The following is a 346-nucleotide window of genomic DNA, read 5'->3' on the forward strand; positions in this document are numbered from 1 at the left end:
GCGCAGCAGCTCACCCATGCCGACGCGCCGTACTTGGTGGACGCGGTGGCCGTCGCGATCGAGATCGCCGATTCGCGCTGGCAAGAAGGCTTGCAGGCACCGGCTGCGCTGCGCCTCGCCGATCAGGGCTCGCACGGCGCGCTGCTCCTGGGTGGCTGGCTCCCCAACCACCGGGGGCATGACTGGGCAGGCCAGCGCTGCGAGGTCCGCTTTGGTGCGGCCCCGGGTGCCGCGCCCGCCATCGAAAACACCGGCGCCTACTCGCTGGGCGACCCGCTGTGGCTGCTGCCGATCTGGCTGCGCCATGCCACGCGCGGCGCTCGCACGGTGCCCGCGCACACCGTGG

General features: G+C 73.4%; 1 pseudogene. It reads left to right on the forward strand.

The window, feature by feature from the left end:
- Nucleotides 1-346: pseudogene (locus VTU_RS0100020) on the forward strand (2-keto-4-pentenoate hydratase); the annotation flags it as partial.

Source organism: Verminephrobacter aporrectodeae subsp. tuberculatae At4 (assembly GCF_000193225.1).
GTDB classification, from domain to species: Bacteria; Pseudomonadota; Gammaproteobacteria; order Burkholderiales; family Burkholderiaceae_C; genus Acidovorax; species Acidovorax aporrectodeae.